The organism is Nocardia panacis, assembly GCF_003598715.1.
In the GTDB taxonomy this organism is placed as follows: domain Bacteria; phylum Actinomycetota; class Actinomycetes; order Mycobacteriales; family Mycobacteriaceae; genus Nocardia; species Nocardia panacis.
The window spans coordinates 201,069-226,976 of the sequence record NZ_QZFU01000055.1; the positions used below are offsets into that span (position 1 = coordinate 201,069).

Annotated in this window: 24 protein-coding genes; 5 read left to right on the plus strand and 19 right to left on the minus strand. The window is 68.4% G+C overall.

Translation table 11 applies throughout. The features are described 5' to 3' along the window. Positions 1 to 84: 84 nt before the first annotated feature. From whiA to D5S18_RS33390, 5 genes are all read right to left on the minus strand, one after another. Positions 85 to 1,068 (minus strand): DNA-binding protein WhiA, encoded by a 984-nt coding sequence (gene whiA / locus D5S18_RS33370; protein ID WP_120045120.1) that lies wholly within the window; start codon positions 1,066 to 1,068, stop codon positions 85 to 87. Beyond that, positions 1,059 to 2,105 (minus strand): gluconeogenesis factor YvcK family protein, encoded by a 1,047-nt coding sequence (locus D5S18_RS33375; protein ID WP_120045121.1) that lies wholly within the window; start codon positions 2,103 to 2,105, stop codon positions 1,059 to 1,061. The genes whiA and D5S18_RS33375 overlap by 10 nt, the downstream gene beginning before the upstream one ends. Then, entirely contained in the window at positions 2,102 to 2,992 is an 891-nt protein-coding gene (gene rapZ / locus D5S18_RS33380; protein WP_239004182.1) for an RNase adapter RapZ, read from the minus strand. Before rapZ ends, D5S18_RS33375 begins: the two co-directional genes overlap by 4 nt. Before the next feature lie 232 nt (positions 2,993 to 3,224). Next, positions 3,225 to 5,228 carry an excinuclease ABC subunit UvrC gene (uvrC, locus tag D5S18_RS33385; RefSeq protein WP_120045123.1) on the minus strand — a complete coding sequence of 668 codons (2,004 nt, stop codon included), beginning with the start codon at positions 5,226 to 5,228 and terminating at the stop codon, positions 3,225 to 3,227. 81 nt (positions 5,229 to 5,309) lie between these two features. Beyond that, positions 5,310 to 5,999 (minus strand): HAD family hydrolase, encoded by a 690-nt coding sequence (locus D5S18_RS33390; RefSeq protein ID WP_120045124.1) that lies wholly within the window; start codon positions 5,997 to 5,999, stop codon positions 5,310 to 5,312. A 170-nt stretch (positions 6,000 to 6,169) separates the two neighbouring features. Between D5S18_RS33390 and ggt the strand changes: the two genes are divergently transcribed. Continuing rightward, positions 6,170 to 8,116 carry a gamma-glutamyltransferase gene (gene ggt, locus D5S18_RS33395; protein WP_120045125.1) on the plus strand — a complete coding sequence of 649 codons (1,947 nt, stop codon included), beginning with the start codon at positions 6,170 to 6,172 and terminating at the stop codon, positions 8,114 to 8,116. Here ggt and D5S18_RS33400 read toward each other — a convergent pair whose 3' ends face one another. From D5S18_RS33400 to D5S18_RS33415, 4 genes are all read right to left on the minus strand, one after another. Then, entirely contained in the window at positions 8,117 to 8,605 is a 489-nt protein-coding gene (locus D5S18_RS33400; RefSeq protein ID WP_120045271.1) for a PH domain-containing protein, read from the minus strand. Between the two features lie 11 nt (positions 8,606 to 8,616). Next, positions 8,617 to 9,096: a 6,7-dimethyl-8-ribityllumazine synthase gene (gene ribH / locus D5S18_RS33405; RefSeq protein WP_120045126.1), complete on the minus strand. Its 480-nt coding sequence runs from the start codon at positions 9,094 to 9,096 to the stop codon at positions 8,617 to 8,619. Positions 9,097 to 9,147: 51 nt separating this feature from the next. Next, a complete protein-coding gene (locus tag D5S18_RS33410; RefSeq protein ID WP_120045127.1) occupies positions 9,148 to 10,392 on the minus strand; it encodes a bifunctional 3,4-dihydroxy-2-butanone-4-phosphate synthase/GTP cyclohydrolase II in 1,245 nt (414 codons plus the stop codon). Positions 10,393 to 10,468: 76 nt separating this feature from the next. Continuing rightward, positions 10,469 to 11,092 carry a riboflavin synthase gene (locus D5S18_RS33415; protein WP_120045128.1) on the minus strand — a complete coding sequence of 208 codons (624 nt, stop codon included), beginning with the start codon at positions 11,090 to 11,092 and terminating at the stop codon, positions 10,469 to 10,471. 501 nt (positions 11,093 to 11,593) lie between these two features. On the opposite strand from D5S18_RS33415, the gene D5S18_RS33420 reads away from it, so the two are divergent. Then, entirely contained in the window at positions 11,594 to 12,052 is a 459-nt protein-coding gene (locus D5S18_RS33420; protein ID WP_120045129.1) for a hypothetical protein, read from the plus strand. Positions 12,053 to 12,071: 19 nt separating this feature from the next. On the opposite strand, the gene rpe is transcribed toward D5S18_RS33420, so the two are convergent. Next, positions 12,072 to 12,728 (minus strand): ribulose-phosphate 3-epimerase, encoded by a 657-nt coding sequence (rpe, locus tag D5S18_RS33425; protein ID WP_120045272.1) that lies wholly within the window; start codon positions 12,726 to 12,728, stop codon positions 12,072 to 12,074. 97 nt (positions 12,729 to 12,825) lie between these two features. Between rpe and D5S18_RS33430 the strand changes: the two genes are divergently transcribed. Then, positions 12,826 to 13,248 (plus strand): anti-sigma factor, encoded by a 423-nt coding sequence (locus D5S18_RS33430; RefSeq protein WP_120045130.1) that lies wholly within the window; start codon positions 12,826 to 12,828, stop codon positions 13,246 to 13,248. Further along, a complete protein-coding gene (locus D5S18_RS33435) occupies positions 13,248 to 14,126 on the plus strand; it encodes an RNA polymerase sigma factor SigF (RefSeq protein WP_439651206.1) in 879 nt (292 codons plus the stop codon). The genes D5S18_RS33430 and D5S18_RS33435 overlap by 1 nt, the downstream gene beginning before the upstream one ends. Positions 14,127 to 14,399: 273 nt before the next feature. Here D5S18_RS33435 and D5S18_RS33445 read toward each other — a convergent pair whose 3' ends face one another. The 6 genes from D5S18_RS33445 to D5S18_RS33470 all read right to left on the minus strand — a co-directional run bounded on the left by D5S18_RS33445 (position 14,400) and on the right by D5S18_RS33470 (position 21,588). Continuing rightward, positions 14,400 to 15,755: an RsmB/NOP family class I SAM-dependent RNA methyltransferase gene (locus tag D5S18_RS33445; RefSeq protein WP_120045131.1), complete on the minus strand. Its 1,356-nt coding sequence runs from the start codon at positions 15,753 to 15,755 to the stop codon at positions 14,400 to 14,402. Positions 15,756 to 16,715: 960 nt separating this feature from the next. Then, positions 16,716 to 17,639, minus strand: coding sequence for a methionyl-tRNA formyltransferase (fmt, locus tag D5S18_RS33450; RefSeq protein WP_120045132.1), 924 nt, complete (start codon positions 17,637 to 17,639; stop codon positions 16,716 to 16,718). Then, positions 17,639 to 18,187: a peptide deformylase gene (gene def / locus D5S18_RS33455; RefSeq protein WP_120045274.1), complete on the minus strand. Its 549-nt coding sequence runs from the start codon at positions 18,185 to 18,187 to the stop codon at positions 17,639 to 17,641. The genes fmt and def overlap by 1 nt, the downstream gene beginning before the upstream one ends. 159 nt (positions 18,188 to 18,346) lie before the next feature. Further along, positions 18,347 to 19,303 (minus strand): esterase/lipase family protein, encoded by a 957-nt coding sequence (locus D5S18_RS33460; RefSeq protein ID WP_120045133.1) that lies wholly within the window; start codon positions 19,301 to 19,303, stop codon positions 18,347 to 18,349. Between the two features lie 136 nt (positions 19,304 to 19,439). Further along, complete coding sequence (locus tag D5S18_RS33465) at positions 19,440 to 20,060, minus strand: PadR family transcriptional regulator (protein WP_120045134.1); 621 nt, start codon at positions 20,058 to 20,060, stop codon at positions 19,440 to 19,442. Positions 20,061 to 20,142: 82 nt separating this feature from the next. Next, positions 20,143 to 21,588, minus strand: a complete 1,446-nt coding sequence (locus D5S18_RS33470; protein WP_120045135.1) for a carotenoid oxygenase family protein — start codon at positions 21,586 to 21,588, stop codon at positions 20,143 to 20,145. A gap of 63 nt (positions 21,589 to 21,651) precedes the next feature. Between D5S18_RS33470 and D5S18_RS33475 the strand changes: the two genes are divergently transcribed. After that, positions 21,652 to 22,320 carry a TetR/AcrR family transcriptional regulator gene (locus D5S18_RS33475; RefSeq protein ID WP_239004171.1) on the plus strand — a complete coding sequence of 223 codons (669 nt, stop codon included), beginning with the start codon at positions 21,652 to 21,654 and terminating at the stop codon, positions 22,318 to 22,320. Between the two features lie 3 nt (positions 22,321 to 22,323). Here the strand turns inward: D5S18_RS33475 and D5S18_RS33480 are convergent, their stop codons facing one another. The 3 genes from D5S18_RS33480 to D5S18_RS33490 all read right to left on the minus strand — a co-directional run bounded on the left by D5S18_RS33480 (position 22,324) and on the right by D5S18_RS33490 (position 25,897). Beyond that, entirely contained in the window at positions 22,324 to 23,073 is a 750-nt protein-coding gene (locus D5S18_RS33480) for a YqeB family protein (RefSeq protein WP_120045136.1), read from the minus strand. Beyond that, entirely contained in the window at positions 23,070 to 23,675 is a 606-nt protein-coding gene (locus tag D5S18_RS33485) for a TetR/AcrR family transcriptional regulator (RefSeq protein ID WP_120045137.1), read from the minus strand. Before D5S18_RS33485 ends, D5S18_RS33480 begins: the two co-directional genes overlap by 4 nt. Positions 23,676 to 23,752: 77 nt before the next feature. Continuing rightward, positions 23,753 to 25,897 carry a primosomal protein N' gene (locus D5S18_RS33490; RefSeq protein WP_239004184.1) on the minus strand — a complete coding sequence of 715 codons (2,145 nt, stop codon included), beginning with the start codon at positions 25,895 to 25,897 and terminating at the stop codon, positions 23,753 to 23,755. Between the last annotated feature and the right edge of the window lie 11 nt (positions 25,898 to 25,908).

Genomic DNA, 25,908 nt, shown 5'->3' on the forward strand with positions numbered 1-25,908 from the left:
GCCGTACTAACCGGTAACGTCCGGATAAAAAAGATGCCCGCGCCGACCTGCGTCGTCGCGGGCATCCGATGACCGGGTAGCGCCTCAGGCGTCGTCGAGAAGTTCCGCCGTGACGGCCGATTCGGTATCGGGCACACCGAGATCCTTGGCTCGCCGGTCCGCCATCGAAAGCAGCCGCCGAATACGGCCCGCCACAGCGTCTTTCGTCATCGGAGGATCGGCCAACTGACCCAGCTCCTCCAGCGAGGCCTGCCGGTGCTGCACCCGCAACCTGCCCGCAGCCGCCAAATGATCGGGCACCTCGTCGCCGAGAATCTCCAGCGCGCGCTCCACCCTGGCCGCGGCCGCCACCGCTGCGCGGGCACTGCGCCGCAGATTCGCGTCGTCGAAATTGGCCAGGCGATTCGCCGTCGCCCGCACCTCACGGCGCATCCGGCGATCCTCCCAGGTCAAACGGGTGCCGTGCGCACCCATCCTGGTCAGCAGCGCGCCGATGGCCTCACCGTCGCGCACCACCACCCGATCCGTGCCGCGCACCTCCCGCGCCTTGGCGGTGATACCCAGCCGCCGCGCCGCACCGACCAGCGCCAGCGCCGCCTCCGGACCGGGACAGCTCACCTCGAGCGCCGAGGAACGACCCGGCTCGGTAAGCGAACCGTGCGCCAAAAACGCACCGCGCCAAGCGGCTTCGGCGTCGGCAATACTGCCGCCCACCACCTGCGCGGGCAGTCCGCGCACCGGACGGCCGCGCACATCGAGCAGACCCGTCTGCCGCGCCAACGCCTCGCCCTCCTTGGACACGCGCACCACATAGCGGGAGGTCTTGCGCAGACCACCCGCACCGAGCACGTGCACATCCGAGCCGTATCCGTATAGCTCGAAGATCTCCCTCCGCAGCCGCCGAGCGATGGAACCCATATCCACCTCGGCCTCGACGATCACCCGGCCGCCGACGATGTGCAGGCCGCCCGCGAACCGCAGCAGCGCGGACAGTTCCGCCTTGCGAGAACTCACCTGAGAGACGGTGAGCCTGCTCAGCTCGTCTTTCACATCGGCTGTCATTGCCACGAGACGCGCTCCTTTCCACCCAACCCGGAACGCACATCCTGACCCATGTGCCGTCCCTCGACTCGAAGCCCTGCCATGTGTGGCCGAGGTTGCCGGATCAGCTGATCCAGTGCGGCGGCAAGCTTTCCGGGATGATGCCGGGCCGTACCCGCTTCGGCGACATCGGAGAAGGTTACTCGCGCCCGCAACTGCTCGGCAGCCCTGGCCACATGTTCTCTTTCCCGCCCCTCGGGCACCGAGCCGGAATCGACCAGCACCTCGTCGACCACGAATTCCGGTGCGTGCTGGGACAATACATGCAGATGCCGCTCGGCGGAGAATCCGGCCGTCTCACCCGGCTCGGCGACCAGGTTGAGCACCAGCACCTTCCTGGCCCTGGTGTACACCAGCGCGTCGCGCAACTCCGGCACCAGCACATGCGGAATCACACTGGTGAACCACGAACCCGGTCCCAGCACAACGACATCCGCGTGCTCGATGGCCGAGGTCGCCTCCCGACTCGCGGGCGGATCCGACGGAATCAACCGCACCCGACGCACCTTGCCCGGCGTCGTCGCGATGGCCACCTGACCGCGAATACAGCGACTCACCCTGGGATCGGCCTCCAGCCCGGACACGTCGGCCTCGATATCCAGCGGAATCGGCGACATGGGCAGCACCCGACCGGTGATCTTCAGCAATTTGGCCACCTCGTCGAGCGCGGCCACCGGATCGCCGAGCACCTCGGTGAGGCCCGCCAGGATCAGATTCCCGACCGAATGCCCGGCCAGCGCGCCCGTCCCGCCGAAACGGTGCTGCACCGTGGTGGTCCACACGCTCTCCGATTCGGCCGCCAAGGCGGCCAGCGCCATCCGCAGATCACCCGGCGGCAGCACCCCGAGTTCGCCGCGCAGCCGCCCGGAGGATCCGCCGTCGTCGGCGACCGTGACCACCGCGACGATCTTCCTGGTCAACCGGCGCACCGCCGACAATGTCGCGTACAGCCCGTGCCCACCGCCCAGCGCGACAATGGCGGGATTGGCCTCCCACCCGGTCATTCGCGCCCCAGATCCCGGTGGACCACCCGAACCACGTCCACCACGCCCTCACCGATATCCGCACCGGTCACCTCGCCCAGCGCCTCGGCGATCGCGACGCTGCGATGTCTGCCTCCGGTGCAGCCGACTGCCACCGTCATGTATCGCTTCCCCTCTTGGCGGTACCCGCTCGTCGTCAGGTCGATCAAGTGGTGCGCGGTACGCAGATAGTCGTCCGCGCCGGGGCGCGACAACACGTACTCGCTCACCACGCCCTCCCGACCCGTATGTTCCCTGAGTTCCGGAATCCAATGTGGATTCGGTAGAAAACGCACATCCAACACCATGTCGGCGTCCAACGGAACTCCGTGCTTGAAACCGAACGATTGGATTGTCAGTTGCAGCGCGGCGGGTGCGCCGCCGCCGTAGGCCTCCTCCAGCTTGCGATGCAGCTGGTGGATGGACAATTCCGTGGTGTCGATGACCAGGTCGGCGGCCGCGCGCACCGCCGCGAGCCGAACCCGCTCGGCCGCGATACCCGCCACCAGGGTGCCGTCGGCGCTCTCGCTCTGCAGCGGATGACGGCGGCGCGCGAAACCGTACCGTTTCACCAGGACGTCATCGGACGCCTCCAGGAACAGCACCCGCGTGGCCACACCCTGGGCCCGCAATTGCTCGGTGACCGCCGACAGATCACCGGTGAAGAAACGACTGCGCACATCCATCACCAGCGCCAACCGCCGAATCGGCGGCTCGGTGGCGGCGCCGAGTTCGATGAGGCGACCGATCAGCTCCGGCGGCAGATTATCGGTGACATACCAGCCCAGATCCTCCAGGACCTTGGCCGCGGTGCCGCGGCCCGCTCCGGAGAGGCCGGTGACAATGACGACTTCGACCTGCGGGTTCAGTCGACCTCCCGATTTGCTGGGGCGCGGCCCGCCGCGCGGCCTGTCGCTCACGGACGTCCCGCACTGTTGCTCGATTCGACGCGTGTCATCTTCCACCGGATTCGTGCCTTGATGCCTCTCGATCATCCCGCACCGGTTCCGGTATCGGGCGCAGACACAACGTACGCGACCGCGACCGCGAATCCGACAACCACGCCCGCGAATCCGGCGACAGCGCCGCGCGGCCCGGCGCTCACTCGCCGCGCAGCGCCGCCACCACCGCCTTCGCCGTGGCCACCCCGATACCGGGCACCTCGGTGATCTGCTCCACGGTGGCCTGCTTGAGTTTGGCCACCGAACCGAAATGCGTGACCAGCGCCGTGCGTCGGGCCGCGCCCAGACCGGGCACCGCGTCCAGCGCCGAGGCCGTCATCCGGCGCGAGCGTTTACTGCGGTGGAAGGTGATGGCGAAGCGGTGCGCCTCGTCGCGCACCCGCTGCAGCAGGAACAGCGCCTCGCTGTTGCGGGGCATGATGACCGGATCGGGCTCACCCGGCACCCACACCTCCTCCAGTCGCTTGGCCAGACCGATCACCGCCACATCGGTGATGCCCAATTCGTCGAGCACCTCCGCCGCCGCGGCGACCTGCGGGGAGCCGCCGTCGACCACGTACAGATTGGGCGGATAGGAGAATTTGCGCGGCCGACCGGTATCCGGATCGATACCGGGGCGCGAGAGCAGATCCTCCGGCTCGGCGCCGCTGTCCAGCTTGGCCAGCACCTCCCGCTCCGCCTCATCCCGATCGCGCCGCAACCGCTGGAAACGGCGGCGCGTCACCTCGGCGATACTGCCGACATCGTCGGAGCGGCCCTCGCCCGCGGCCTCCTTGATGGCGTAGTGGCGGTACTCGGATTTACGGGGCAGCCCGTCCTCGAAGACCACCAGCGAGGCCACCACATCGGTGCCCTGCACATGGCTGATATCGACACATTCGATGCGCAGCGGGGCGCTGTCGAGTTCCAGGGCGTCCTGAATATCCTGCAGGGCGGCCGAACGCGAAGTCAGGTCGCCCGCGCGCTTGAGTTTGTGCTGGGCCAGCGCCTCGAGCGCGTTGCGCTGCACCGTCTCGGCCAGCGCCTTCTTGTCCCCGCGCTGCGGCACCCGCAACTGCACCGCCGACCCCCGCAGATTCGACAGCCACTGCTGGATCTGCGCGGCGTCGGCGGGCAACTCCGGCACCAGCACCTCGCGCGGCACCACGGCGGCGGGCTGTTCGGCGGCGCTCTGCTCGGCCACCGAGACCTGCTCGCCGTAGAACTGGGTGAGGAACTGCTCGACCAGCGCGCCCGTCTCCCCCGCCGCATCGTCGACGGCATCGCCGGATTTATCGACCACCCAGCCGCGCTGACCGCGCACCCGGCCGTCGCGGACATGGAAGATCTGCACCGCCACCTCCAGTTCGTCGGTGGCGAAGGCGATCACATCGGCGTCGGTGCCGGTGCCGAGCACCACGGCCTGCTTCTCCAACGCGCGGCGCAGCGCCTGCACATCGTCGCGCAGGCGGGCCGCCGTCTCAAAATCCAACTCATCGGAGGCCGTGTGCATGCGACGCTCCAGGTCGCGCACCATGCGGTCCGTGCGGCCCGCGAGGAAATCGCAGAAATCCTCGACGATATCGCGATGCTCGGCGGCACTGACCCGGCCCACGCACGGCGCGGAACACTTATCGATATAGCCGAGCAGACACGGCCGACCGATCTGGCTGTGCCGCTTGAAGACTCCCGCGGAACAGGTGCGCGCCGGGAAGACCCGCAGCAGCAGATCGAGGGTTTCGCGAATGGCCCAGGCATGCGCGTACGGGCCGAAGTAGCGCACACCCTTCTTGCGCGCGCCCCGATACACGAACAGCCGCGGAAACTCCTCGTTCAAGGTGACCGCGAGCACCGGGTAGGACTTGTCGTCGCGATAGCGGACATTGAAGCGCGGATCGAATTCCTTGATCCAGTTGTATTCCAGCTGCAGCGCCTCCACCTCGGTGGAGACCACCGTCCACTCGACGCTCGCCGCCGTGGTGACCATCTGCCTGGTGCGCGGATGCAGGCCGGCCACATCGGCGAAGTACGAGTTGAGCCTGCTGCGCAGACTCTTCGCCTTGCCGACATAGATGACCCGCCGGTGCGCGTCGCGGAATTTGTAGACGCCCGGTTCCACTGGAATCGTGCCCGGCTTGGGCCGGTACGTAGCTGGATCTGCCACCCATCCAGCCTAGTGCGCGGGTCCGACAGGGTGCGTCGGTCGGCCGGGTGCGCCGCGAATCATACTGCGGCGCAGCGGGAATCAGGATGCGAGACCGTTGGCGCGCAGCACGGAGAGCAGGGCGTCGGGGCGCTCGACCGTGGGCAGCGGATCGACCAGGGCGAAGGCGCAGCCCAGCGCGGTCGCGCCGCCGTCGGCCTCGGCGCTGTCGCCGACCATGAGCGCGGCCGCCGCCTCGACGCCGAGTTTGTCCAATGCGGCCCGGAAGATGCGCGGGTCCGGTTTGACCGCCCCGAGTTCGAAGGACAGGACGAAGGTGTGGATCAGATCGGCCCAGCCGTGCCGGGCGAAGACGGGCCGGATATCGAAGGCGATGTTGCTGACGATGGCCACCGGGATCTCCCGCGCGGCAAGCGATTCCAGCGTCGCGGCGAGATCCGGATAGGGGCGCCAACAGGCCGGGTCGACGGAGCGCGCGTAGAGGCGCTCGGCCTGCTCGAGTGTGGGGACGCCGGAGCGGCGCAAGACCTCCACATAGGCGTACCGATGCTCTTCCGGGTCCAGATCCCTATTGTCCCAAGCGTATTGGCCACGCTCGTCGAAACCGAGGAACTGCCCGACCGGGGAGGTCATGCGGCGCACCAGTTCGGCCTTCTCGTCGAGGTCGAATACGCGACCGTCGGCGGCCGTCAGATCCGCATTCCAGGATTCGTCGGCCTCCAAGCGGAAAACCGTGCCGGAGAAGTCGAAGAGCACCGCCTCGATCGTCATCGCGTCAGCCTACCCATCGGGATATCGAATCGCGAGGCAAGCACCTCGCGCCCGCGGGATCGTACGGTGCGCATTTAGTTTGTGCCAGGCCCGAATTGACTCCTGTGCACCCTGCCTACCACCCGGGGAAAAACGCTCGACGCGGGTAGCACGCGGGCTACAGTCCGTCCATGAGAAGGACGCCAGGAACCTGGATCGCCGCCGCGGCGACGATCCTGCTCGCGGCGGGAACGGTGGCAGGCTGTTCCTCCGAGAGACAACAGTCCGCGCCATCGTGCGAGACCACCCCGAACGGCACCCCGGTCGCCGCCACCCCGTCGGCGGGCGCGGGTCCCGGCAAGGACATCAGCACCCATCCGGAGATCGCCACCGGCTACCGCACCGGCATGACCCCGGTCCACACCGGCGCCTATGCCGTATCCACCGCGAACCCGGTATCCACCAAGGCCGCCTGCGGGGTGCTCAGCAGGGGCGGTACGGCGGCCGACGCGCTGGTCGCCGCGCAAATGGTGCTCGGATTGGTGGAGCCGCAGGCGTCCGGTATCGGCGGCGGCTCCTTCCTGGTCTACTACGACGCGGCGAGCAAATCGGTCGAGGCGTACGACGGTCGCGAGGTCGCCCCCGCCGCCGCCACCGAGAACTACCTGCGCTGGACCAGCGACGCGGACCGCACCGAGCCCAAGCCGAGCGCCAGGGCCAGCGGCCGCTCGATCGGCGTGCCGGGTGTGCTGCGCATGTTGGAGACGGCGCACCGCGAGCACGGCAAACAACCCTGGCACGAGCTGTTCGATCCCGCCGTCAAGCTCGCCGATGGCGGCTTCCCCATCAGCCCGCGCATGGCGGGCCAGATCGCCGATTCCGCCAAGGATCTGGCGGTCGACGAGAATGCCAGGGCCTATTTCCTGAATCCGGACGGCTCCCCGAAGGCCGCGGGGACGGTGCTCACCAATCCGGCCATGGCCAAGACGCTCGGGGCCATCGCCACCGACGGTGCGCAGGCATTCTACACCGGGGCCATCGCCAAGGATGTGGTGGCCGCCGCCGCGTCCACGGCGGGCGGGCGCACCCCGAGCGTCCTCACCGCCGAGGATCTGGCCAACTATCAGGCCAAGAAGCGCACCGCCCTGTGCACTCCCTACCGCACCCATGAGATCTGCGGGATGCCCGCACCCTCCTCCGGCGGTATCACGGTGGCCGCGACACTGGGCATCCTGGAGAATTTCGACCTCGCGGCCCTGGCTCCCGACAAAATCGACCGCGACGGCGGCAAACCCAAAGCCGAGGCGGTGCACCTCATCTCCGAGGCCGAGCGGCTGGCCTACGCCGATCGCAACAAATACATCGCGGACCCGGATTTCATTCCGCTGCCGGGCAATTCACCGCAGACCCTGTTGAATAAGGACTACTTGCGCAAACGCGCGGCCCTCATCGACCGCAACCACAGCATGGGCACCGCCCAACCGGGTGATTTCGGTCCGGTTCCGGTGGGCAACGCACCCGCGCCGCCCGAACACGGCACCAGCCATATCTCCATGGTCGACAAATACGGCAATGCCGCGAGCATGACCACCACCGTGGAATCGGCGTTCGGCTCCTTCCACCTGGTCGACGGCTTCATCCTCAACAACCAGCTCACCGACTTCAACGCCGATCCGCTGGCCGCCGACGGCACCCCGGCGGCCAATCGGCTGCAACCGGGCAAGCGGCCGCGCAGCTCCATGAGCCCCACCCTGGTGTTCGAGCACGCCGCCGACGGATCGCGCGGCAATCTGGTCGATGTCACCGGGTCGCCCGGCGGCGCGGTCATCATCCAGTTCGTGGTGAAAACCCTTGTCGGACTGTTGGACTGGGGTCTGGACCCGCAGCAGGCGGTCTCCCAGATGTCCTTCGGCTCCGCCAATACCCCCGTCACCGGACTCGGCGGGGAGCATCCGTCCCTGAATACCGTCGATAAGGGTGATCACGATCCGCTGGTGCAGCGGCTGCGCGAGCTGGGCCATCAGGTGTCGGTGGACCCACAGTCCAGCGGCTTGAGCGCCTTGCAGCGCGACGGCAGCGGCTGGGTCGGCGGGGCCGATCCGCGCCGTGAGGGGGCGGTGCTCGGCGATACTCGCTGACTACGTGGTGTACTTAGCTGCGGTGTATTGAGCTGCGGTGTATTGAACTCCGAGTTCGCGAAGCCGATCCATCGCCCGCGCGGCGCGCTCCTTGTCATTGGAGCGGATGGCGAGCATCGGGACGTAGTCGTCGTCCACCAGTTCCAGTCTGGCCCAGGACTTGCGGTCCTGGAAGGAGACACCGCGAATGTAGTCCCAGGGGAAATCGCTGTCACCCAGGATATTTCGGACCGAGACCCCGCTCGGTCCGACCCGCACCCGAGGGCGGGTGAGCAGCAGAATGGCCGCGGCGAGCAGCAGGCCGGTGCCGATCAGCGCGAACTGATCGGCCACCCGGAACTCGACGCCGGTGGAGCCGGTGCGCATCCAGATACCGCCGACGATGAAGACGAGGGCGACCACGGCGGCACATATCCAGGCGGTGCGCACCGCGCGATGCGGGCGCACCACCAGGTCCCACTCGGGGGTCGTCGGGTTCTCCGCTGCCATGCGCGCCATCCTCAGACGGACCGGCGCAGGGCGCGCAAGGTGAGCGCCGCGTCCAGGGCGGCGGCGCAGGCTTGCTCGCCCTTGTTCTCGGCGGAGCCGGGCAGCCCGGCCCGATCCAGTGCCTGCTTCTCGTTGTTGGTGGTGAGCACGCCATTGGCCACCGGGGTCGACGCGTCGAGCGAGACGCGGGTCAGCCCGGCGGTGACCGCGTCGCAGACGTAGTCGAAATGCGGTGTGTCGCCGCGGATCACCACGCCGAGCGCGACCACGGCGTCGTGGGTGCGGCTCAGTTCCTGGGCCACCACCGGCAATTCCATCGCGCCCGCGCAGCGGACCACGGTGATATCGGCGACGCCCGCCTCCTTGGCCACCCGCTCGGCATTGGCCACCAGGGTGTCGCAGATCTCGGTATGCCAGCGCGACGCGACGATGCCGAGCCGAAGGTCCTTGGCATCCTCGAGTGCGAAGCTCGGTACGCCGGTGCCGCTCATCGGGATATCCGCCCTTTCATTGGGTTCGAATTCGGGAGCTTCGGGTTCGGGCTACTGAGCCGTCTCGCCCAGGTCGAGTTCGTCGAGGCCGATCAGGTCGTGGCCCATGCGGTCGCGCTTGGTGCGCAGGTAGCGCAGATTCTCCGCATTGGCGCGCAACGGCATGGGCACCCGCTCGAGGATCCGCAGACCGTAGCCGTCGAGGCCGACCCGCTTGGCGGGATTGTTGGTGAGCAACCGCATGGAGCGTAGGCCGAGGTCGACCAGGATCTGCGCGCCGGTGCCGTAGTCGCGGGCATCGGCGGGCAGGCCCAGTTCCAGATTCGCGTCCACCGTGTCGTGGCCGGAATCCTGGAGCTGATAGGCCTGCAACTTGTGCATCAGGCCGATACCGCGACCCTCGTGCCCGCGCATGTACAGCACCACACCCCGCCCCTCGGCCGCCACCATCTCCAGGGCGGCATCGAGTTGCGGACCGCAGTCGCAACGCAGCGAGCCGAACACATCGCCGGTGAGGCATTCCGAATGCACCCGGACCAGCACATCCTCGCCCGCGCCCAGATCGCCGCGCACCAGGGCCACATGTTCGACATCGTCGTAGAGGCTGCGGTAGCCGACGGCGGTGAATTCGCCGTGCGCGGTGGGGATTCGGGCCTCGGCGACCCGGATGACCTGCTGTTCGTGCTTGCGGCGCCAGGCGATCATATCGGCGATGGAGATCAGCGCCAGGTCGTGCTCGTCGGCGAAGACGCGCAGCTCATCGGTGCGGGCCATATGGCCCTCGTCCTTCTGGCTGACGATCTCGCAGATGACGCCCGCCGGGAACAATCCGGCCATGCGGGACAGATCGACGGCGGCCTCGGTGTGGCCGGGGCGGCGCAGGACGCCGCCCTCCTTGGCGCGCAAGGGAACCACGTGACCCGGCCGGGTGAAATCGTCGGCCTTGGCGTCGGGGTCGGCGAGCAGGCGCATGGTGGTGGCCCGGTCCGCGCCGGAGATCCCGGTGGTGACGCCCTCGCGGGCGTCGACGGTGACGGTGTAGGCGGTGCCGTGCTTGTCCTGGTTCACCCCGTACATGGGCGGCAGGCCGAGGCGGTCGCAGGACTCGCCGGTGAGAGGTACGCAGATGTAGCCGGAGGTGTAGCGGATCATGAAGGCCACCAGTTCGGGTGTCGCCTTCTCCGCCGCGAAGATGAGGTCGCCCTCGTTCTCGCGATCCTCGTCGTCTACGACGACGACCGCTCTACCGGCTGCGATATCGGCGACTGCGCGCTCGATGGTGTCGAACCTGGTCACGATTGTTGTGCTCCATCTCGAAAAGGTGCCCCACTTACATTACGGCGTCCAAGATCCGCCGCCGCTGCGAGGAAGCTCACCCGCGCTGTTGCAGTCGCTCCACGTATTTGGCGATGACGTCGACCTCGAGATTGACCGAGGCGCCCACCTCGGCCAGGCCGAGGGTGGTGAGCGACAGGGTGGTGGGGATGAGCGAGACCTCGAACCAATCGCGCGCGCCGGGTTCGGCGGGCGGCACGAACTCACCCAGTCCGGAGACGGTGAGCGAGACGCCGTCGACGGTGATGGAGCCCTTCTCCACCACATAGCGGGCGATGGTGTCGGGCAGCGCGATCCGCACCACATCCCAGTTGTCGGACGGGGTGCGCGAGACCACGGTGCCGGTGCCGTCGACGTGGCCCTGCACGAGATGGCCGCCGAGGCGGCTGTTGAGCGCGGCGGCGCGCTCCAGGTTGACCTTCGCGCCGGTATCCAATTTGCCGACGCTGGAACGGTGCAGTGTCTCGGCCATGACGTCGACGGTGAAGCTGTCGCCGTCGATCACCTCGACCACGGTGAGGCAGACGCCGCTGACGGAGATCGAATCGCCGTGGGCCGCATCGGAAGTCACCAGTGGGCCGCGGATCGTCAGGCGCGCGGCGTCCACCAGCCGCTCGGTGGCGACGATCTCGCCGATCTCCTCGACGATGCCTGTGAACATGCCATGACTCCCTGTCGCGTGTGGTTACCGGTGCGAAACGGCCACGGTGCGGACGCTATTCCCGCAGGCCGACATCTGCTCTCAGCGTAGGACGACCCGGCGCGCGGGGCGCGCCCGGCCTGAACCCGACCGCGCCTCGGGAAAGATCGCGCTCCGATAACTGCCGATCGGCGTTTGTCCGGAAAATCATGACCCGCACATCGGTACGACCGCGATTCACCGTATCGCGGCAAGAATTCAAGCGTTTTTCAAGGACCGCGTGATCGAATTTATTCGACGTTCATCGGTGGCAGGTAACTTCGATACCCGTCGGGCCATACAGCGAAACACGCTCGGAGCTTTTACTTGCGGCGGAGGACAAATGGAAGCAGAATCGTTACGGACCCGATCCCAAACGTTCAACTATCCATCCGCCCAGTTCAGAGCGGCCCCGAAAAGCAGGCTTCAAAAAATAGACCTCGAAAAGACGGTCTCCAAAAAAACACAGTTGGGGGTAGCGGCGTGACCACACTTCTCGATTCGACGCTGGAAGTTCGCTGCGTGCAGTACTGCCGCGAATTCCACCTGCCCGCATCGATCGACCCCACCGCCCGCCGCATTCTGCTACGGATCGGCACCCATTACGGTGCCATCACAATGCCCGCCGACCTCGGCGAACGAGTCCAGCGCCTACTGGCGACCGAGGGTGTGGCCGGGCCGGTCGTGCACCATCCCAGAGCCAGACGCTGGACCTTCCTCACCGGTCCGGCCGGTCCGGAGGACGCGCATATCGGCGCCGAACTCTTCCGCCGCTACGCCACCGTGGCCTGCACGGGCAGCGAGGTCGCCCTCCCCTCCGCCGAGGACGAGCGCACCGGCTACCGGGTGTGGATCCGGCGGCCCGAATCGACCGAGCAGTTGCCGCCGCAGGCCGCGGTCATCGCGGCGGCCATCGGCGCGGCGGAAGTCCGCGTGTCGTAAGGGTTTTCCGCGCGGCAGGTCAGCGCCGCTGCGCGGCGGCGGCTTGCGCGCGCAGCGACCGGACCGTCGCGGCCGGATCGGCCGTGTTGTAGACCGCCGATCCGGCGACGAAGCAGTCCACGCCCGCCGCCGCGGCCTGCTCGATGGTGTCGGCGTTGATACCGCCGTCGATCTCCACCAGCAGCCGCAACTCCCCCGCGTCCACCAGGCGGCGCACCGTGCGCGCCTTGTCCAGAACGTGCGCGATGAACGACTGCCCGCCGAATCCGGGCTCCACGCTCATCACCAGCAGGGTGTCGAATTCGCGCAGGATCTCCAGGTACGGCTCGATCGGGGTGTTCGGCTTCACCGACAGGCCCGCCTTCGCACCCGCGGCCCGAATATCGCGGGCCACCGCGACCGGGTCATCGGTCGCCTCCGCGTGGAAGGTCACATTGTGCGCGCCCGCCTCCGCGTACGGCGGCGCCCAGCGGCCCGGATCCTCGATCATCAAGTGGCAGTCCAGCGGAATATCGGTGGCCCGCAACAGACTCTGCACCACCGGCAGGCCCAGCGTCAGATTCGGAACGAAGTGCGCGTCCATCACATCCACGTGCAACCAGTCGGCCCCCGCGACGGCCGCGACCTCATCGGCGAGATGCGCGAAATCCGCGGACAGGATGGACGGGGCGATCATCGGCTCGGCCGGGCGCGTGAAGTTCAGGCTGGACACATCGCGGCAGTCTATCGGTAGCGGGGGTTGTCACCGGTCGCGAGTGGGTAGCCTGCATAGAGTGATCAACATATCGGCGGAACAGGGGCTTTACAGCACCCCGGTGGAGATCAGGGTGGCCGCGGCGGTGAGTCAGCTGCCCATAGCGCGCGGCCTGGCCGAAACCCTGGTGCTACTCAGCGATTTCACACTGGACGAGGTCGCCGACATCCGGCTCGCGGTCGACGAGGTGTGCTCAACACTGATCGCGGTCGCCGTGCCGGGCACCTTCCTACACTGCCGTTTCACGGTGGGCGAGAAGGAATTGCTGTTGCGCGCCGACGGTATCGCGGCGGTCGAGGGCCTACCCGATCAGCGCAGCTTCGGCTGGCATGTGCTGCGCACCCTCACCAACGAGGTGTACGCCACGCAGCAGCCCTACGATCCGACGGTCTCCGGCTTTCCGACGACGGTGGAGTTCCGGCGGGTCCGGGGGAAGGCGTAGTGACGGACCCGAAGGACAGCGTGCCCGAACCGGATCCACCCGAGGAGACCGAGCAGGAAACCGCCGAGGAGGCAGTCGAAGAAGCTGTCGAGGAATCCGAGACGCTGGCAGCCGCCGCATCGGTGCCCGGCTACGACGATGTCGGCGCGCTGTTCACGAAACTCAGGGCGGCGCAGGCCGGTTCGGGCGATCACAGCGCCGTGCGGGCGGAGCTGATCAACCGGTGCCTACCGCTGGCCGATCACATCGCCCGCAAATTCAGCGGGCGCGGCGAACCATTCGACGATCTGACCCAGGTCGCGCGGGTCGGATTGGTGCACGCGGTGGACCGCTTCGATATCGAACGCGGTTCCAATTTCCTGTCTTTCGCGGTGCCGACCATCATGGGCGAGGTTCGCCGCTACTTCCGCGACAACACCTGGGCCATGCGGGTGCCGCGCCGGGTCAAGGAGACCCATCTGCGGATCGGCGCGGCCATCGACGCGCTCTCGCAATCCCTGGGCCGCTCCCCCACCGCCAAGGAGATCGCCGCCGAACTGGGCGTCGAACCCGACGAGGTGACCCAGGCCGTCATCGCGGGCAATGCCTATCAGCCCGGTTCCATCGACGCCGCCTCGGCCGGACGGGATTCCGAGGCGTCACTGCTCGACACCCTCGGCGAGGAGGAGTCCCAGTTCGATCGGGTCGAGGAGTATGTGGCGATCCGCCCGCTGCTGGCCGGGCTGCCGGAGCGGGAGCGGCGCATCCTCACCATGCGCTTCTTCGAATCCATGACCCAGACCCAGATCGCCCAGCAGATGGGTATCTCGCAGATGCATGTGTCGCGCATTCTGTCCAAAACCCTGGCGCGGCTGCGGGAGCAATCGCGCCGCGAGTGAATCATTCCCGCAGCCTGCGCACCTTCGGCGGGGCCGGCAACCACCAGGCGGCATCGAGCATTTCCCGCAACTGCTCCGGCGCTATCCGATCCAGATCAATGAGGATCATCGGATAGCCGTCGTAGTGCAATCAGCGCCGGACTCCGAAACCAGGTCGACTCCTCGACGCCGGGGAGTTCCGTCGCGAGAGCCACCACATCCTGCCAGGTCACCGCCATAGGGCAAGTCTGCCGCAGCGCGGCGGACCTGCCTTGGACGAATGTCGCCTGTTGCTCAGGCCAGTGGTTTGCGGAGGGCGGCGACGAACATGGCGTCGGTGCCGTGGCGATGCGGCCAGAGTTGGGCCGAGGGGCCGTCGCCGAGATCGGTGACGCCGGGGAGATAGTCGCGGGTGTCGAGTTCCTCGGCTCCGGTGCGGCGCACCGCGTCGGCGACGACCGAGACCGTCTCCGCCAGGTGCGGGGAGCAGGTGGAGTAGAGCAGGACGCCGCCGGGGCGGAGCAGATCCCATGCGGCGGAAAGCAATTCGCGTTGCAGGCGGACCAGGTCGGCGACATCGGCCGGGGTGCGCCGCCAGCGGGCCTCCGGCCTGCGACGCAGCGCGCCGAGGCCGGTGCAGGGGGCGTCGACCAGGATTCGGTCGTAACCGGGGGTGAGGCCGGATTCGCGACCATCGGCGACGTGCACGTCGACCGGAAGGTCGTGGGTGGCCTTGCGAACCAGTTCGGCGCGGTGTTCGGCGGGCTCGACGGCATCGAGACGGAAACCGTCGATCGCCGCGAGCGCGCCGAGCAGCGCGGCCTTGCCACCGGGACCCGCGCACAGGTCCAGCCAGCGGCCGGTGTCCGCACCGAGCAGCGGCGCCCTGGTGAGCGCCAGCGCGACGAGCTGACTGCCCTCGTCCTGGACGGCGGCCATACCCTCGCGGACCGGCTCGAGTTTGCCCGGATCGCCGCCCTCCAGATAGACGGCGTAGGGCGACCAGCGACCCTCTTCACCGCCGGTCACCAACGCCAATTCCTCGGCGGTGATCTCGCCGGGCCGCGCCACCAGATGCACCAGGGGGCGGGCATCGTCGGCGGCCAGCGCCTCGCCCAGTTCACCCGCCCGCGCGCCGAGCGCATCGGCGAACGCCTGCGCGATCCACACCGGATGCGCGTGCTCGAAGGCCAACCGCCCCACCGGATCCTGCGGCGCGAGCCGCTCGACCCATTCCTGCGCCGAACGCTCCCCCGCCCGCCGCAGCACCGCGTTCACGAATCCGGCTTTCCCGGCGCCGAATTCGGCCCGCGCCATCGCCACGGACGTATCGACCGCGGCATGCGCCCCGATCCGGGTCCGCAACAGCTGGTAGACGCCGAGGCGCAGCACATCCAGCAGCGGCCCATCGATCTCCTCGACCGGACGACCCGCGCCCGCCGCGATCACCGCGTCCAGCAGTCCGATCGACCGAGAAGCGCCGTAGGCCAATTCGGTGGCCAGCGCCGCATCCCGGCCTTCGATCCGCCGTTCCCGCAGCAGTCCGGGCAGGATCAGGTTGGCGTAGGCGTCGCGTTCCCGCACGGCTCGCAACACATCGCGTGCTGCTTCGCGCACCTGATCGACGCCGGCGCCTTTCCGTTGCCGCACGCCGGCTTTCGTTGTAGCTCGAGCGCTCGCCCGACTCGCGCCGGAATCGCTGTCGGTCGGTCGTTGCGAATCACGTTGCGCTGCCGCACCGCTGCGTCGCTGCGCATCATCATTCGCGGCGGGTCGGCGGCGGCCGGACTCACCGCTCGCGTAGTCCCGACGGCCCGAGGAAGAAGCGCCGCCCGCGTCACCCCTCCCGGACCGCTTCGAGCCCGAATCACGCTGTGCTGCTGGGCCACTGCGCCGGCCGCTCGAATACTTCGCGGGCGCATCATCATTCGCGGCAGGTCGGCGGCTGGACTCGCCGCTCGCATATTCCCGACGGGATGAGGACAGAGTTCCGCCCGCCTCGCGCCTTGCCGCGCTACGACCTGCGGACTCGCCGCTTGTGTAGCCCCGACGAGATGAACTCTCGCCGTCGCGCCCGATGGCGCCACGACCTGTGGAGCGTTCTCCCGAACCTTCGAATCGCCGCGAGCCTTCTTGCTGGGTCCGCCTCGGCCCTTCTTGCTCGGCGCGCCTCGACCATCCGGCGGAACTGCCGCCACGATCGGAATCGCGGCGGGCGCTGTCGGTTCCGCGAGACGGCTGGTCCCCTCGGCCGAACTCACGCCGAGCACTGCCACCGCGAGACGGCTGGTCTCCCCGGCCGTACTCACGCCGGGTGCTACCGCCGCGTGATGGTTGATCTCCTCGGCTGAATTCGCGCCGACCTCCGTCGCCTCGTCCCGCATCGTCGCCCGCCCCGGACTTCGCGGCCTTGGCATCGCGTTCGGCACGCGCCATCCATCCGCCGTCGATGGAGGCGCGGCGCTGCCCTCCGGCACTATTGGCGCCTCGGGTACCGGCGGCACCGCGTCCGGGCTCCCGTCGATTGTCGCCGGTGCCTCGGTTCGGGTTTCGCCGGTCGGCCATACTGTCTCGCTTTCGTGGATTCAGGGAAGGGGATGGGTTGCGGGGTTATTCGACGGTCGCGCCGGGTTCCAGGCGGGCGCCTCTGGCCCAGTCGAGGGCGGGCATCATGCGTTTGCCCTGGGGTTGAACGTGGGTGAGGCGGACGGCGGTGGTGGCGGTGCCGATGTAGACGCCGGATTTGCGGATATCGATGGCGCGTGCCGGGAGGGTTTCCTCGATCATGTCGACCGGGCCGAGTTTGAGGCGGGCGCCGCAGATCTCGGTCCAGGCGCCGGGGGCCGGGGTGACGGCGCGCACGCGGCGGGAGATGGCGAGGGCGGGTTGATTCCAGCGGATGTGGCCGTCCTCGGGATTCACCTTGGGCGCGTAGGAGATTCCGTCGGCGGGCTGCGGGATGGCCTGCAGGGTGCCCGCCGCGACGCCGTCGAGGGTGGATTCCAGGAGGTGGGCGCCGGATTCGGCGAGGCGGTCCAGCAGTGTGCCCGAGGTGTCGGCGACGGCGATCCGCTCGGTGACCACACCGAATACCGGGCCGGTGTCCAGGCCGGTCTCGATGCGGAAGGTCGACGCGCCGGTGATCTCGTCCCCCGCGTCGATGGCGGCTTGGACGGGGGCCGCGCCGCGCCAGGCGGGGAGCAGGGAGAAGTGCAGGTTGATCCAGCCGTGGCGGGGGATGTCGAGCACGGTGCTCGGCAGCAGCGCGCCGTAGGCGACGACCGGGCAGCAGTCGGGAGCCAATTCGGTGAGCTGCTCGACGAATTCGGGTTCGGAAGGGCGGCGCGGGGTGAGCACCGGGATGCCGTGCTCGTCGGCGACCTGCCCGACAGGGGACCGGTGCACTTTGCGGCCCCGGCCGGAGACGGCGTCGGGGCGGGTGAGCACGGCGATCACCTCGTGTCGCGGCGAGGCGATGAGCCGACGCAGCGAGGGCACCGCCGGATCGGGGGTGCCCGCGAAGACTATCCGCATCAGCGGCTCCGTTTCCGCGCGCCGACCGCGCGCGACTCGCGCACAGTGATGCCCGCGGTGAACCAGTCCGACTCGCGGATGGCGCGCATGGCCTGCTTGCGCGCGGCCGGGTCGAGCCGGTCGATGAACAGCACGCCGTCGAGATGGTCGGTCTCGTGCTGGATGCAGCGGGCCAGGTAGCCTTCGGCCTCGAATGCGACCGGCGCGCCGTCGACATCGACACCCTTGGCTCGCACCCGTAGCGCCCGCGTGGTGTCGTAGAACAGGTCGGGTATGGACAGGCAGCCCTCGATACCGACCTGCTCCTTGGTCCCGATGACCTCGTAGGTCGGATTGATCAGGTAGCCCTGCGCGCCGTCGGCGTCGTAGACGAAAACCCGCAGCCCGACCCCGATCTGCGGCGCGGCCATTCCCGCGCCGCCGTCGTCGCGCATGGTGTCGGTGAGGTCGGTGACCAACTGCCGCAGCTCGCGGTTGAACTCGGTGACCTCGTCGGCGCGGGCGCGCAGAACTGGATCGCCGAAGAGGCGGACGGGCTGAATGGTCACGGTGAACTCCCCGGAGACGGACGTATGCGGTCGTCTCATTCTAGTGAGACGCCACCATCCGACCGGATCGCCCGGACCCTCCCCCGGAAAACTGGTAGAACTCGGGTGCGGTCCGGACGGGGTGTCAATGCTCCCCCGTCCGGCCGCCCGGCTTGTGGATCAGGAATGTCCGGCGATGATCACCTGCGGAATGCCGGTGCCCAGCGCGACGGGTTTGCACACCGGTTTGGGTGCGCTCGGATCCAGCAACTGCAGGGTGAGCTGCTGGATGAAGGGGTCGAAGACCATATTGAAGTGTCCGGTCAGATCCTCCGGGCACAGGTCCTGCAGGGCGATGTTCTGCGCGCCGGGACCGCGCAGCGCGATATTGCTGAACGGCTGGATCATCTCGTCGACCTTGCTGCCGACGGTGATGTAACGCACGCCGGGCACGGTGTCACCGCCCGCGTTGAGGTCCTTCATGACCGGCGAGTCCTGCGCCTGTTCGACGGCGGCGGTGGAGGTCGCCTTCTCGAACGCGTCGAGACCGCCGGGTATGGCCTGCACCACCGGGACCAGTCCGTACATCACGCCGCCGTAGGTGGGTGAGGCCAGGCCGATCCATTGGTCGACCTTCGGCGCACCGCCGAGTTTGTTGATGTAGAGCCGGGTGACGTTGGCTCCCTGGGAGAATCCGACCAGGTCGACCTTGGCGGCGCCGGTGGCGGCGAGCACCCGGTCCACGAATTCGCCGAGTTGATAGCCGCTGAGCTGCATGTGCTCGGTGCCGTAGGTCTTCGCGTTGGCGCTCGCGCCGCCGTAGTTCAGCGCGAAGACGCAGAGTCCGTCGGCGGTGAGTTGGGGTGCGATCCCGGACCAGTCGGAGTAGACGCTGGAATCGGTGCCGTGCGCGAGGATGACGGGCCTGGGGTGTTCGGCGGTGGGTTTGCATCCGAAATCATTGGTGCCCGCCGGAACTGCCTGCGGGTGGGTCTTGGTGTAGACCGCGGCCGCGAGATGATCGGACTGGGCGGGGGCGGCGTTGGTGGGGACGTCGGGCGGGTGATAGCCCTCCGGCGCCGCAGTGGCCTGCGTCGCGCCGGAGCCGATCAGGACTCCGGCCAACGCGCATGCCATCAGCGTTCTTCGGAATTGTGAGGTTCTTCGGAATTGTGAGACGCCCCAACCTCGGGTGCCACCCATTTGTCGCATGGCACCAATAATGTAGCGCCATAGCCCGAAATGGGTACTCGATAAGGCTCTTTCGACGCCCTCAATTCTCGGGGGTGTCGTCCTCGGCGAGAATCCGGTAAAGGGAGCGGCGCGCCTCGGTGAGCACCTCGGCCGCTTTCGTGGCCTGCTCGGGTGTGCCCGCAGCGGCCACCTGCGCGACCGCGCCCATCAACTGGCCGACGAGTCCGCGAAGATCGATGGCCTGTGCGCCGACGTCCTCGGTGATCTCGGCCCACGGATCGCCCAATTCCTCGCGATGATTCGCCAGGTATTGGGTGCCCGCCTCGGTCAATTGGGCCGTTTTGCGACCGGACACCTTCTCGATGACCAACAGGCCCTCGTCCTCGAGTTGGGACAGCGCCGGGTAGATCGAGCCGGGGCTCGGCCGCCAGATGTCGTTGCTGCGCTCGCGGATCCGCTGGATGAGTTCGTAGCCGTGCATGGGGCGCTCGGCGAGCAGCAGCAGGATCGCCGCCCGCACGTCCCCGCGCCTGCCTCGTCCGCCGCGGCCGCGGCCGCGGCCGAAGTGCGGGCCGAAACCGGGACCGAAGCCGGGGCCGAATTCCGGGCCGAAGCCGCCGCGGCCGTGCCGGTGCCGAGCCAGATGGTCTCGGTTCCGGCGGCCGCGCCGACCGAAGTCGCGCTGTTCTGCGTATTCCATAGGTGCCTCCTCGGGCCTTCGTGTTCTAATCATGCTATCGACGATATATCGACAATAGATCGAACGCAAGGGTCCGGGTGAATCAGGAGGCAGCAGGCACCCAGTTCCCGTGGAATCCGGTGGGCACCCGGTGCGGCAGATGAATGGCGGCCACCGTCTCCAACGTGCCCGCGTCGAGCAGCATCAGATCGCTGCGATCGGCCGCCCGGTCGTAGACGAAGCCCATGAGCACGCCGTCGTCCTCGGCGGCGTCGGGCGCGGAAGGATGAAAGATGAACTCCCCCACCTCTTTCCCGGAACCGAGCGAACGCTCGACACTGCCGCCGCCGAGCACGTCGTGCTTGAGCACCGTCGAATTCCCGGACAGGCCCGCCCCAACACCCGCCGCGTAGCCGTAGCGATGCCGCCGCCCGACCAAACGCTCGTCGACGCGCGGGAACTCCTGCGGGAAGTCGTGCAACCGGGACTGACGCACCTTGCCCGCGGCCAGGTCGACCACCCAGCGATCCAGCGTCGGCGCGCCTTCATTCGGGCCGAGGGGGGAGGTGTCGAACATCTTCGGGTGACGCACCACATCCAGGACCACGGTGTCGCCGTCGTCGTAGGCATTCATCGGGTGGAAGACATAGCAGGGTTCGATCTCGAACCAGCGCACGTCCCCGGCGCCGCCATCGCGCGGGAGCACGCCGACGCGGGCCGGATACTTCGGATTCCACCGGTAGGGCAGCCTGCGGTCGCGCGGGGGTTTGGTCGGTGCACCGGCGCGCGGCGCCGGAATCTTTACCCGACCGATCAGTGCCGACAGCAACAGACGCGCGGGCAGCCGCAGCAGTCTGGGCACCGGAATGCGCTCGGCGATCAAACCGGTGTCGAAGGTGACCGGCAGGTCGTAGAGGATGACGTGCCGCTCGGTGAGCGAGAAGTCGTGCATCATCGGTGAACCGGTGACCTCGATATCCAACGCGCGCCGCGCGCGGCCGTCCGCGCCGATCACGGTGTACTGCACCGTGTTTCCGCGACCAAACGAATAGGACACCGCGTGCAGCTCGCCGGTTTCGGGATCACGCTTGGGATGGGCGGTGTAGCCGCCGGAGAGGGTGCCGTCGAAATCGCACACGCCGACGGTGTCGAGTTCTTCGGACAGTTCGTAGACGGGGCCGCCGCCTTCCATCAGCGCCAGCGTCTTCCCGGCGTGCCCGACGACATTGGTGTTGGCGCCCACCCCGAAGACACCGGGCAAGCCCGTGACCACGGGCTGCTCGTCGAGGGCCATGGAGGTGATCGGGCCGCGCACCCAGCGATTGCGGTACCAGTGCGCCTTTCCGTCGGCGATGCGGATGCCGTGCACCATTCCGTCGCCCCCGAACCAGTGGTAGAGCTCCGGGTCCAGGTCGCCGATGGGGTTGGGGCCGTTGCGCAGGTAGCGGCCGTCCAGATAGTCGGGGATGGCGCCGGTGACCGTCAGGTCGGTCAGCGTGAATTCCTTGTCGATCGGGGCGAAACCGCCCTCGAGATACCGATTGCTCATGGCTTCCCTCGGTTCATAACAGTGTTATAGGGACTAGGATAACCTTGTTATGGAGGTAGGACAATGATGAATCGAGGCCCGAGGGAAGCCAATGTCGGCACCCGAGATCGGTTGATCGAGGCCGGGATACGACTGTTGGAGCAATACGGTCCCGAGGCACTGCAGGCGCGGCGGATCGCGGCCGAGGTGGGCGCGTCCACCATGGCCGTCTACACCCACTTCAACGGGATGGGCGGACTCATGCAGTCCGTCGTCGCCGAGGCGCTCACCCGCTTCGGCGCGGCGCTGGCCGCCGCGGAACGCAGCGACGATCCGGTCGCCGACTTCTTCCGCATGGGCATGGCCTACCGCGACTACGCCATGGCCAACCCGCAGCGCTACCGGTTGATGTTCGGGCTGACCCCGCCGTGGAACGGCTGCGATACGGATATCGACATCACGACGCAGGGCATTCCGGGCGACGCCACCTTCGCCCAGTTGACCGAGATCGTCGAACGCATGATCGCCGCGGGACGCCTGCACGGCGATAGTTCCGTCCTCGATCTGGCGGGGCGGATCTGGGCGCTCACCCACGGTGTGGTCATGCTCGAACTCGCGGGCTACTTCGGAGCGGGCGACCGGGCGATCACCGATATCCTGCTGCCCGCCTCGGTGGACCTGATCGTCGGCATGGGCGACGAGAGAGGCCGAGCGGAGCAATCGCTCCACTCGGCCCTGTCATCGACTGCCTAGCGGCTATTCGAACCGATCCTCGCGCCGGGGTGCAGGTGCCGACCGGCGCTCCATCGGAGCAGCCGGGCCGAACCTGCGGATCTGCTGCTCGTCGTCGCGGTCGCGCGCATCGATACCGCGTTCGAGCAGTTGGGCATCGATTTCGCCCAGTTCGGCGACCTTCTTGTCCGCGCCGCGGGCGTGACGACGGGCGCGCAGCAGCCGGTGGATCTCGTCGTCCACATCGGGTTTGCCGTCGATCCAGCGGGTGTAGTGCGATGCGTACGGGTCGTCCTCCGCGCGCCAGGGATAGCCGTGCTCGCGGAAGCCCGCCTCGATCGCGCCCGCGTTCAGGTCATCGGCCTTGAAACGGGCCAGTCGCGCACCGGCACGGTCGATCAGCACCAGTTCCTTGCCCTCGCGGAAGACCTCGGCCACCTCGGCGCGCGGCACGAAACGCTCGCGGCCCTCCTGGGACAACTCCACGTGATCGGCGGCGATATCGAGCTTCAGACTCTCCTTGCGCGCGATATCGGAAATGAGCAGACCGCCGATCAGGCCCAGAATCGAACAGACGGGAACCACCCAGGCCGGGGGCAGATTCATCGCGACCTTCAGCGGGCCGGGCACGATGTGCACGGTGTTGGTCGCCCAGTCGCCGAGCACCGGCACCAGGAAACCGACGATCACGCCAATCACCAGACCCGCGAGGGTGATCAGGACATCCCAAAGCCAGGACATGCGCACTTTGGTCGACGCGGACGGGGTGGTCATCGAGCCTCCATTCCAAGCGGGCAGAGCAAACGGCATATGGTCGCCCGCACGAGCGGGCGCGGATCCTGCGGATCGGCCGGATCACAGTTGAGGAAGGCCGCGTCCACGATCGCGAGAATCCAACGCGCGAACCGCTCGGGCGCGAAGCCGGGCTCGAATTGCCCGTCCGCCATACCGCGGCGCAACAGTTCGGCGATGACCTCGGCGCTGCGCCGGGCATCTTCGAGCACGATCTCGGTCAGCGCGGGATCGTGATCCATGCGACGCAGCAGTTCCACCATGAGGCCGGGCGCGGACGGATCGAGCACCTCGGCCGCGAGCGTCTCGGCGATATCGACGATGGCGGCCGCGCAGTCCTCGCGATCCCGGTGGCGGGCGAGCATTTCCGCGTGCTCGGGTATCGAGGATTCGAAGATCGCCCGGAACACCGCGGCCTTGTCGGCGAAGTAGTAGAAGACGCTCGCCGAACTCAGCCCGGCCGCGCGCGCGATCTGCGCGGCCGTGGTGCCCTCGTAGCCGTGCTCGGCGAACAGGACACCCGCCGCGCGCACGATCGCCTCCCGTCGCTCGGCGACGCGATTCGGATCAACGGTCCTGGCCATGCCCGGAGTCTAACATTAACTGATTGGACAGTTAAATTATTGGGGTGCGCTCCGACGGCTGCCGAAAGCACCGGTGTTCAGCCGATATCCACCGGATCGATCTGGACGCGCAGCGGCGCGTCGGAGCGGTGTGTGCTGCGGATCGCCTGCGCCGCGACGAGGGCGCGCGCCAACCCCGCGCCCGCGCGTCGATCGGTGCGCAGGATGGTGCGCACCACCTCGGCCGGGGTGTCGCCGCTGAACGGTTTGCGCGCGCCCGGCGGCAGCGGGACCGGGCCGAGGATGTCGACGGCTGCGGGAAGGGTTGCGGCGGAGAGTAATTCGGCGATGGAATCGGTGGTGCCGTCGATCGCGGCCAGCCGAACGGCAGGCGGGAAGCCGACCTCGGCGCGGGCGGCGAGTTCGGCGGCGGCGTGACCGACCGGATCCCAGCGCAACAGCGCCTGAACGGTCGCAATCGTGGGCTCGGCCATCACGATCACCTGGCCGCGCGCGCGGACCAGGGCCGCCGCCGACAGCCAGCGACGCAGCGCGTCCTCGGCGGCGCGCAGGTCGGCGCGGCCGAGCAGCGCCCAACCGTCGAGCAGTAGCGCGAGTCCATAGCCGCCGGGGACATTCGGCTCGGCGCCGACGGTGGCCACCACCACTTGGGGACCGGGTTCGACCGTATCGAGCACCGTGCCGCCGCCCGAACCCCGGATCGGCACGCCGGGAAAGGCGCGGCCCAGTTCCTCGGCCGTGCGCACCGCGCCGATGACCACCGCGCGCAGCACCCGCGAACCGCAGGAACCGCAGCGGAAAGCACTCTCGGTGATCCCGCACCATCGGCAACTCGGGCTGTGCGCCCTTTCGCCATTTCCCTCCGGTAGGGCGAGCGGGCCGTTGCAGTGGCGGCAGCGGGCGGGTGTGCGACACTTCGCGCAGGCCAGCGCCGGTATGTACCCGCGACGCGGCACCTGCACCAGAACGGGCGCACCCTCTTTCAACGCCGCCCGCGCCGCCGCGAACGCGACCCCTGGAATCCGGATGGCGCGGGCGATGGGGTCGCGTTCCAAGGCCGCGTCGGAATCGCCCGGCGCGCTGATCCTCGGCGCGGCCTTGCGCAGCACCGACCGCTCCGCGACGAGATCGTGCGCCCAACCGGATTCCACCACCGCCTGGATCTCGGCGGTGCGCGCGAATCCCGCCGCCACGAAGGCCGCGCCGGAGTCGTGCGCCCGCAACATGGCCACCTCGCGGGCGTGCGGATAGGGTGCGCGCGGTTCGGCGTAGGTGTCGTCACCGTCGTCCCAGAGGGCGATCAATCCGAGATCGCGCGCGGGCGCGAAGACGGTGCTGCGGGTGCCGACCACCACCCGCGCCGACCCCCGCAGCACCGCGAGCCAGCGCCGGTAACGGGCCGCGGGTCCGAGCCCGGCCGACAGTCCCACGGCCGAATCCCCGACCAGCCGAACGCATTCCGCCAAGACCGCGGCCAGATCCCGCTGATCGGGCACCAGCAGGATGGCGCTGCGCCCCTGCGCCGCCACCACCGCCGCCAGTTCCGCGAGTCGCCGCGCCCAGTTCTCACCCGGCAACGCCTGCCAGGCCGCCCGCACGCCGCGCCCCTCCCCCAGCGCGCCGACGAAGGCCGCGCCGTGCGCGTAGCGCCCCCAAGCCGAGATCCCCTCGGCCCCGATGATCTCCTCGAGATTCCGCACCCCCACTGGGTCCTCCGGACTAAATCCCACTTGACCAGGGGTGCGGGTAGGGGTTGTCTCCCCAACTGTCTCATCGAATCGCGATTCAGTGTCCGCACTGTCCGACGCGGACGGCGCCTCGGCCGAATCCTCCGGCGCCGCTGCGGATTTCTTGACGCCGCCGGATTCGGTGCGCGCGTGCCGGGGCGGAATGGCCAGTCGCAGCACATCCGCGCGGGTGCCCGCGTACCGGGCGGCGACGGCGTTGGTGAGATCCAGGATCTCCGGCGTGAGGACGCGTTCGGGCGAGGTGACGCGATCCAGGGGCACGAGTTTGCCGATGTGGTCGGAGTGGGTGCGGCGCTCCAGCAGGTAGCCGTCGACCAGACGGCCCGCGAAACGGACGCGGACCCGAACTCCGGGTTGGGCGATCTCGTCGAATTCAGGGGGGACCAGATAGTCGAAATCCCGGTCCAGGTGCGCGGGCGCGAGCAGCGGGAGCACCCGTGCGATGGGGTGTCCCGCTGCGGTCGCGTTCGGTATTGCGTTGTGCC